The 9,490-nt window shown below is 37.3% G+C and carries 3 protein-coding genes; all 3 read left to right on the top strand.

Annotated elements, in window-relative coordinates:
• Positions 1-28 precede the first annotated feature (28 nt).
• The 3 genes from ACFVSH_RS19055 to ACFVSH_RS19045 are packed head-to-tail and all read left to right on the top strand — an operon-like array spanning position 29 to position 9,262.
• Positions 29-5,611 (top strand): amino acid adenylation domain-containing protein, encoded by a 5,583-nt coding sequence (locus ACFVSH_RS19055; protein ID WP_387707341.1) that lies wholly within the window; start codon positions 29-31, stop codon positions 5,609-5,611.
• Positions 5,608-8,511: an amino acid adenylation domain-containing protein gene (locus ACFVSH_RS19050; RefSeq protein ID WP_387707339.1), complete on the top strand. Its 2,904-nt coding sequence runs from the start codon at positions 5,608-5,610 to the stop codon at positions 8,509-8,511. The genes ACFVSH_RS19055 and ACFVSH_RS19050 overlap by 4 nt, the downstream gene beginning before the upstream one ends.
• A 19-nt stretch (positions 8,512-8,530) precedes the next feature.
• On the top strand, positions 8,531-9,262 hold the full coding sequence (locus ACFVSH_RS19045) for a thioesterase II family protein (RefSeq protein ID WP_387707337.1): 732 nt from the start codon (positions 8,531-8,533) through the stop codon (positions 9,260-9,262).
• Positions 9,263-9,490: the final 228 nt, after the last annotated feature.

The raw sequence follows: 9,490 nt of genomic DNA, 5'->3' as shown, positions 1-9,490 counted from the left end.
CTATCAGTAAATCAAGGAAGATTTGTAAATTAAAATAGATGAAATCGACCTAACTGCATTAAAGCCCGAACAGCAATCGACTCGCATGCTGCAAATCGAAGAAGATGTCCAGTCGGAAATCTTTGAAATTGAAAAAGGTCCTCTCATGACAGTGAAACTGGTTAAATTGAGCGAAAAAGAGTCTGTTTTATTTGTGAATCTCCACCATTTCATTTTTGACGGATGGTCAGTGAGTATATTTTTAGACGAATGGTTATCTTTTTATGACAGTGAAGTGAATGAAAAGGAACTTATCCTTGAAAACGACTTTAAACAATATAAGGATTTTGCCTTTGAGCAGAAAAGCTGGTTAGAACATAACATTAAAGAAGAATCGCTATTTTGGAAAACAAACTTAACTGGGGAATTACCTAAATTGGAGCTTCCTTTAGATACGATACGTACAAAAGAAAACCGCACTGATGGCAATAGTTTCATGGTGGAACTAACAAGTGAAGAGCTCCATGGTTTAAAGCGGATGTCCCTTGAACAAAACTCGACATTATTCATGACGCTGCTAACGATGTATCAGTCTTTTCTAGCAAAATATACAGGTCAAAACGATATCATCGTTGGCAGTCCTTTGGCGAATAGAATGATAGAAGGAACAGAAAAATCGATAGGTTATTTTGTCAATACACTGCCCTTTAGATTAAAGCTGGGACTTGAGGAAACATTCGAAGAGATTCTTGAAAGAAATACAAACCATATCATCGACATCTATGATCATCAGCAAATGACATTGGAGAAAATTGTTGAAGTTATTAACCCTGAAAGAAATTTAGCGAACACTTCATTATTTCAAACCGTCTTCATTTTACAAAATAATGCCAAAGCTTCATTTGAAAGTGAATACATAAAGATAACGCCTGAAGTAATGAAATCAAAGGCAGCAAAATTCGATTTGAGTTTAGCTGCAGAGGAATATGAGGATAAGCTTTTGTTCGCTTTTGAGTATAATTCAGGGATCTTCAATGAACAAACGATTCAAACACTAGCTGAAAATTTCTTAGAGTGGATTAGGAAAATTACCTATCAGCCTGAACGATCGATTGACAAGGTATCTGTCGTGAGTAAGCGGCAGGAAAAAGTATTATTGGAAGAATGGCAGGGAGAAACCATTCGCTTTGAGGGGATCAATGACACAATCCCGGAAGCCTTCCATAAAATTGTTGAGAGGTTTCCTGATAAGATAGCCATTGTTGATGGTCCGAGAACCATTACATATCGCGAATTGAATGATAAGAGCAATCGACTCTCACACTATTTACTAAGCAAAGGGATTTCTAAAGAAGAAAGAATCGGAATTTATATGAATCGATCAATTGATATGGTGACAGGGATGTTGGCAGTAATTAAAGCTGGTGCTGCGTATGTCCCATTGGATCCTCATTATCCTGATGAACGATTAAGCTACATGGTGGAAGATTCGTCCATTTCCTATTGCTTGAGTCACAAAGAACTCGGAAAGAATGGTTTGATTGACCCATCCAAAATAATATATTTTGAAGATATTGAAAAAGAATCGGATTTGTTAATGGAAACGAATCTTCACATTGCGAATCAGAGTGACTTAGCTTATGTCATTTATACCTCGGGAACGACAGGCAGGCCAAAAGGAGTCATGTTGGAACATAGTGGAATCATTAACTTGGTTTATAACCAAAATGAAATGATGTGTTTAGACACATCAACTAAAGTGCTGCAATTCGCCACGTTTAATTTTGATTCATCCGTCATAGAGATTTTCAGCACACTATTATTCGGTGCCGAGCTGCATATAAGTGTAGATAAAGAAAATCAATTTGACATGAGTAAACTTGTTGAACAAATTAAGCGTGAAGGAATTTCTCATATCATTTTACCCCCTGCTGTGTTGAAAGAACTGCCAATCATTGAATTGAGCACGATTAAAGTATTGGGATCTGCAGGTTCAGAATGTCCAGTTGAGCTCGTTTCAAAGTTTAAACATATAGCGTTTTTCAATGGCTACGGGCCTACGGAATATTCGGTATGTACAAGTTTTAAAATGTTTCCCCCGAATGAGGATGTTACAGATGAATTCGTCGTATCGATCGGGAAGCCTTTGACCAACACGGTTGTACTTGTGTTGGATGAAAATCGGAAACTAGTGCCGGCTGGGTCAGTTGGTGAACTTTACGTGGGAGGAATTGGGTTAGCAAGGGGATATTTGAATAATGAGAGCCTGACAAATGAAAGATTCGTAACCAATCCATTCAACCCTGCCGAAAAAGTATACAGAACTGGGGATTTAGTTAAGCATAACAAAGCTGGGGAATTAGTTTATGTAGGCAGGGCGGACGATCAAGTGAAAATAAGGGGTTACCGTGTTGAACTATCGGAGATTAATGTTTCATTACGAAAAATAGCAGAAATCAAGGATAGTTATGTAACGGTAATGGAAGATGGATTTGAGCATAAAAGGCTAATTGCTTATTATACGGTGAATGATGAGGTCTCGATAGATTCAATCAGAAGAAGATTGAAAGAAACACTGCCTGCTTTCATGATTCCTGCTCATTTTATGCAACTGGATAAATTTCCTTTGACGCCGAATGGAAAAGTCGATCGGAAATCCCTGCCGAAATTGACCGAACAGTTTGATGAGAGGCAGGAAAAAGTGCTGGATGTGCAAGAATTGTCCAAAACTGAAACAGAACTTCTGACAATCTGGAGAAATGTTTTAAACGATCCGACTATAGGACCGGAAGATAACTTTTTCGAATGTGGCGGTGATTCAATCATCAGTATTCAAATATGCTCTGCCGCAAAAGAAAAGGATTTATTTATAACTCCTAAAGATTTATTTGAATGCCAAACGGTCCGTGAGCTAGGGAATGTTGTAAATGAGCTGGAGCAAAAACAAGTGGTTCAAGAAACAGTATCAGGTTATGTCCCGTTGACGCCAATTCAATCATGGTTTTTTAATGAAAACCATGAGAATGTCCATCATTGGAATCAGTCAGTCGTTTTGATGAAGGATAATACGTTGACGTCTGAACACTATAAAAAAATCATCATGAAATTAATTGATCAGCACGATGTTTTAAGGACATTATTTGAAAAACATGGTGATTCATATATCGGCAATATTTCAAATGCTGATACGGTATGCGGTTTTCATGAGTACAATGTTTCAAGTTTTAAAGATGAAAAAAGCTTGAAGGAAATCAATGAGCTAGAAGAAAACGCCCAACAAAGCTTGAATATACACAATGGCCCCTTGATGAAGTTCCTTTTATTCAGGGATCAAAGGGAGGTAAGGGTTTTTTGGGTGATTCATCACCTTGTGGTTGATGGTGTTTCGTGGAGGATACTTCTTGAACATTTCGAAAGATGCTATCAACAAATAAAGAATGAACAAGAACCATCACTGCCTCTAAAAACGACTTCTTATAAACAATGGTCCGAAAAACTAAATGAATACAAGAACACTGACCTACCGGAAGAGGCCGTTCAATATTGGGAAAAGGAAATGAATGTTCCAGTTTCTCCGCTGACGGAAGACTTAGGAGAAACGTGTGATTTTGAAAACATGTATAAAATAGAAGTGGATGAGGCCCAAACACAAAACCTCATCAAAAACACTTTAAGAAAACATAAAACGACGATTGATGAAGTTTTATTATCCGTTATCGCACATGCGCTTTCCAATCGAATGGGAATCGATGAATTTTGGCTCGATTTAGAAGGACATGGAAGAGAGGATATTGAGGATGATATTGATTTATCAAGGACGGTAGGGTGGTTCACCTCGATCTATCCAGTAAGGATTAAAGGAATGGCGACTTTGGGCTCAACCTTAAGAAATACAAAAAACATATTGAGAAATGTGCCAAACAAAGGGTTTGACTTTGGAATCCTAAAGTATAATTCCAATCGTAATCATAACTATCCAGATAGCCTTGTGAGTTACAACTATCTAGGCCATTTTAATAACACGGGTGATATGGAACAAACCAATAGCAGCAATATCGATTCGAACTATAAATTCCCATATAAACTCAATTTTGTCGCCAGCATCGTAAACAATAGACTCATGCTGAATATTATTGGTGATAGCAATAATGAGAGCTTCCGAATGATATGTAAAGAAGTTGAAGTACACGTAAACAAAATTTTACATGGAAGTGCAGATTTGAATGACTCCATTGTAGAAACGGATTTTGAAGCTGAGAAAATAGTCGATGGAAGCACAATCACCCATTTCATAAATAAGTTTAATAATATTGAAGAGATTTACCCAGTGACATCACTTCAGGAAGGAATGTTATTCCATAGCGAAGTAACCCAAAGTCCTGAATATATTTCACAGCTATCCATTGATTTAGTAGGTGATCTGGACTTGGCTAAATTAGAAGAGGCCTGGAATGAAACCTGTAGAAAATACGATGTTCTAAGATCCGTTTTCAGGCGCAATCAATTGGGGGACCGTTATCAAATCATACTTAATGACATTTATTATGTGTTTAATCATGTGGATCTTACGATGTTTAGTGAAGACGAATCAGGATCCAAGATAGACAACCTTTTAGAGCATAGCAAAAACAGACAAATGGATTTAGAGAATGGTCCGCTCATGAACATCACTTTGGTCCAGCTATCGGATCATCGCTATAAATTCATATGGACACATCATCATGCTTTAATAGACGGCTGGAGCCTGCAAATTGTCATTAATCATTTTTTGGATAGTTACCGAAACACATCCAATACGACAAAAGACAGTGATGAACATAAGAATGCTTATAAACAAGTCATGAATCATGTCAGGAATATTAATAAACAGGAAGAAGCAGCTTTTTGGAATAAAGAATTGAGGGATTTCGAACAAGTAAAAGCACTAGTGAGTAATAAAGCGGATAAGGTAGCTTTTACATCGGATAAAGTTATTGAATATAGCGTACCTGAAGAGCTTACCGAAAGATTAATAGATTTATCCAAGCGACATAGAAAGACCATTAATACCGTTGTTCAAGGAGTTTGGAGCATCGTTCTATCCTACCTAAGTGAAAGCGACTCGGTATGCTATGGGGTGACAAGCTCAGGAAGGAACCTAAGCATTCCGCATATTGAATCAGCTGTAGGCTTATTGATCAATACTCTGCCATTCACTTTGAAAATCGATTGGGATGATGATTTGCAATCCTATCTAACTGCAATTCAAAACAAGCAATTACAAATGAGAGAGTATGAGTTCAGTTCACTTACGGATATAAAGAAATACGCTGAAATTCCATGGGATAGGGAATTATTCCAACATATATTTGTATTTGAAAATTATCCAAGCACAGAACTGGCAGAGGATTCGCAAATCATGATTGAAGATTCAGTTGGAAGTGAATCGACCAATTTTGATCTTACGTTCTCTGCAGCTGTAGTGCAATCCAAGCTGCATTATAAAATCATTTATAAAGAAAGTAAATTCGGTGAGATTGAAATTTTACGTTTTATGGATTCCATGCAGGAAATATTCTTGAAACTAACAGAAGATGAAACACTACTATCTATTGGTAAATTAATAAATCACTTGAAAGTTGGGGCCCGATGATAAGTAAATCGATGACGACGAATAAATTGATGTCAATAACTGAAGCTTTTATTAAAGTTGCGGAAGATAATCAGGCGAAAGCGGCACTTTGTGAAAATGGCAGGCAAATTACTTATAAAGAATTAGATATTCTTTCAGATAATCTTGCTAAAAGGATCATTGATTTGGGGATTCAAGAAGAAACAATGATCGGGATTCCAAGCAAAAGGTCCATTGAACTGATCATCGGTATGCTTGCCATAATAAAGTCAGGCTGTTGCTATGTTCCGATAGACGAAAATTACCCATTAAAAAGATTGGAATATATGCTTGCGGATACGGATATGAGGTTCTTTGTATCGTTCAATGGCCAAGAAGGGAAGCTCCGTGAATTGGATATTGAGCCAATTCCATTTGAGATTAATGAACTAAGCAAGGAAGGGCACATTCCCGTTAGCCGTTCTTCGGAGAATGGTCTCGCATATGTTATCTATACATCAGGAACGACTGGAAAGCCAAAAGGTGTAATGATAGAGCATAAGAGTGTAGTCAATTTAGTATTGAACTCTGAGATACTTGAAATATACGAAAATAATAGAGTGGCTCAATTTTCCAACCCATGCTTTGACGCCGCAACTTTTGAGATATGGGGAGCTTTATTGAATGGCGCAACTTTATTCTTGATGTCGAATGAGTTCACTTCTTTTGATGATTGGAAAGAAGCGATATCCGTTGGAAAGGTGGATGTAGCTTTTTTTACGACAGGTCTTTTTAATGCAATGGTTGATGAGGATCCATTAATTTTTGAAGGATTAAAGAAAATTGTGGTTGGCGGAGATAAAATTTCAGTTTCCCATGTGAAAAGATTGAAGCAAACAATCGGTCATTTTTCCTTGATAAATGGGTATGGACCAACTGAATGCACGACTTTTGCCATTTGCCATGAGGTCGAAGACAAAGATGTAAATGTTATTCCTATTGGAAAGCCATTGAGTAATGTAGAAATCAAGATTCTATCTGAAGAACAAGTAGAGGTAGCGGATGGGGAATCAGGCGAGATCTACATTGGCGGACCAGGGGTCATGAGAGGTTATTTAAATCAGCCGCAATTAACGGAACAAGCTTTGATCATGGATGATTTGAATCAGGCGAAGTGGTACAAAACAGGTGATCATGGCGTCCGGTTACACAATGGTGAAATTCTGTACAAAGGCCGAAAAGATAGTCAAGTGAAAATTCGCGGCTTTAGAATAGAACTGAATGAAATTCAGGAAAAGCTTGATAAATACATGAAGATTGAAAGTTCAGTAGTTGCTGTTAAAAACATCAATGGTGAGAATTATGTTATCGCTTATTACAAGCATAAAGATGAAAAAGCGGTTAACGCTGAAAAGGATATTAAAGACTATCTGAGCAATGAATTGCCGAATTATATGATTCCCCATTTTTTTGTCAGAGTGGATGATTTCCCGCTTAATGCCAACGGTAAAGTGGATAAAGACAAATTATTGGAAATGGATTTCATGCAAAATAAAATTTCCTTAGCCAATCAAGAAACTGGAAAGAAAAAAGAAGTATTGGAGATTTGGAGAAATGTATTGGGAAATCCAAGTTTAGGATTGGACGACAACTTCTTTGAAAATGGAGGCCATTCCATTTTAGCTACAAAACTGGTCTATGTAATGAAGGAAACCGTACTTCCTGAGGCCACTTTACAAGTATTATTGGAAAATAACACAGTCAATAAGTTTGTTGAGGCACTTAAAGTCGATTCAGCTGGCAGCATGGAAGCAGTGATGGAAAAGGACTCCATGCTCGCTCCAGCGTTAATGGAGAAAATAAGGGAAATATCCACTAAACCAGTTGAGATTGAAAAAAATATGATGATTACAGGTGGGACAGGGTTTTTAGGGGCACATCTATTAAATAAATTGTTACTGGAATTGGAAGATGTCAAAATCTATTGTTTGGTTAGATTTCCTTCAAGAAATAGATTGAAAGATACCTTAATGAAATATGGTCTTTGGCAGGATGATTTCGTAAGTAGAATCGTTGTGATTGAAGGGGATCTTAGTAAGCATCAATTTGGTTTGGATGATATGACATATGAGAAATTAAGCAATGATGTTTCTCATGTCTATCATGTCGGTGCCGAAACGAATTTCTTCGAGCCATATAGCAAATCAAAGATTTCGAATGTGGATGGTGTAGTGGAGATGATTAAGTTTGCTTCATCATACACCCGGAAAAACATTTATTATGCCTCTACGCTTTCTGTCTTGACCGGCGAAAGGAAATGGGACGAGGAAGACGAATTGGTTTACTCCCCCGATTTAATGATCGGGTACAGCCAGTCCAAATGGGTTGCCGAGAAATTGCTCCTTCAAGCAAGGGGATATGGACTGACCATCGATATTTTCCGATTAGGCAGGATTTCATCTAATTCAAACGGGGTTTGGAACGAGAAAGATATGTTGTACAAGGTTTTTGAATCATTTATTGAACAAAGGATATTGCCATTTAAAGAGGAAATTCATTTTGAATTGATGCCAGTCGACTTTGTAAGTGAGTTCATTTACAAAATATCAAGATTGAATGCGGATCAAAAGCTCGGGATCTATCATATGTTCAATGATCAGAGGGTTTCAAGTGAATTCGTGACCTCCTTCTTCGAAAAAAATGAAATACCTTACTCCAACATGGATTTGGAAGAATGGTTACAATCATTAAAAGAAAAGACCCAATCTAACGAGATTCATTCATTAAGTGCTTTGTCCCAGTTAATTGATGAATCAACAAAATTAAAAGAGTCGGAAATCCTGCAATCCAAAACCAAGAAGGAAATGGAATTGCTATCAATGAAAATGCCGGAAATCGATTCAGGGTATGTTGAAAGCTTCATGAAGTTCATGCTGAAATAATCGATCATGGAGAAGGGGGATGGAAGGGCTGAAGAAGACAATTTTTTGTTTCCCCTATGCAGGGGGAAGTGCATCTTTTTATAGGGAATGGAAATTTGATGATGATGTGATAGAGGTAGTCCCGCTGGAATACCCAGGACATGGCAGTAAATATAGTGAACCATTGTGTGACCATATGGCGGATTTGACGGATATATTAATGAAAGAAATGGAAACGAAGCATCAAATGCATACACTGGGAAGCATATCTTTATTTGGACATAGCATGGGTGCGATCGTAGCCTATGAAATTGCGGCAAAATTAGAAGAGAGATATGCTAAAAAAGTAGAGCATATATTCATTTCAAGTAAATCGTCTCCAAGTTATAAAGTAGATCAAATCGATTGCTCTAATGCAAAACGTTTAAAGCAATCTCTTGAAAAAATCGGGGGAACGAACAAGGAACTCCTGGAAACCGAAGATTTCATGAATATATTCCTTCCGATAATCCAGTCGGACTTGAATGTTTTAGCCAACTATCACCATGAAATGAAGCGCAATAAAAAGGTGGGAAATAAAGCCGTTTTGCTTTTGGGCTCGGATGATACCGTGACGAAGGAGAGTATCGAAAGCTGGAATGAATATATTGAACATATTGAAGGATTGCATATATTAAAGGGTGATCATTTCTATATAAAGCAAAACCAGTCCCACGTTTTAAAAATCATTCAAGAGTATTTACTCAATAGTCGATGTGAAGTTCTGATTTAAGGCTGCGGACTGTCTTGAATACAATCGAAATGTTCCGCCAATTAGTTTCGGAAGCCGAAATAATTTAATGTAAGTTTGGCATAATCGGCCTGGATAACCATGAAACCCAATCTTCATTTAAAAAAAGGACTGATTTATTCAGTCCTTTGATACTGTAGATAAACTTGAACTGCCCCAATAAAGTTAGACATATAGTTTAAGCAGCTTCTAAGACTTGAGTTCGGTATT

Source organism: Peribacillus sp. NPDC058002 (assembly GCF_042886655.1).
Taxonomy (GTDB): domain Bacteria; phylum Bacillota; class Bacilli; order Bacillales; family DSM-1321; genus Peribacillus; species Peribacillus aracenensis.
This window is presented reverse-complemented; position numbering and strand designations above follow the sequence as displayed.

Coding starts and splice junctions, on each gene's coding strand:
- ACFVSH_RS19050 (WP_387707339.1), top strand. CDS start 5,608: ATGATAAGTAAATCGATGACGACGAATAAATTGATGTCAATAACTGAA.
- ACFVSH_RS19045 (WP_387707337.1), top strand. CDS start 8,531: ATGGAAGGGCTGAAGAAGACAATTTTTTGTTTCCCCTATGCAGGGGGA.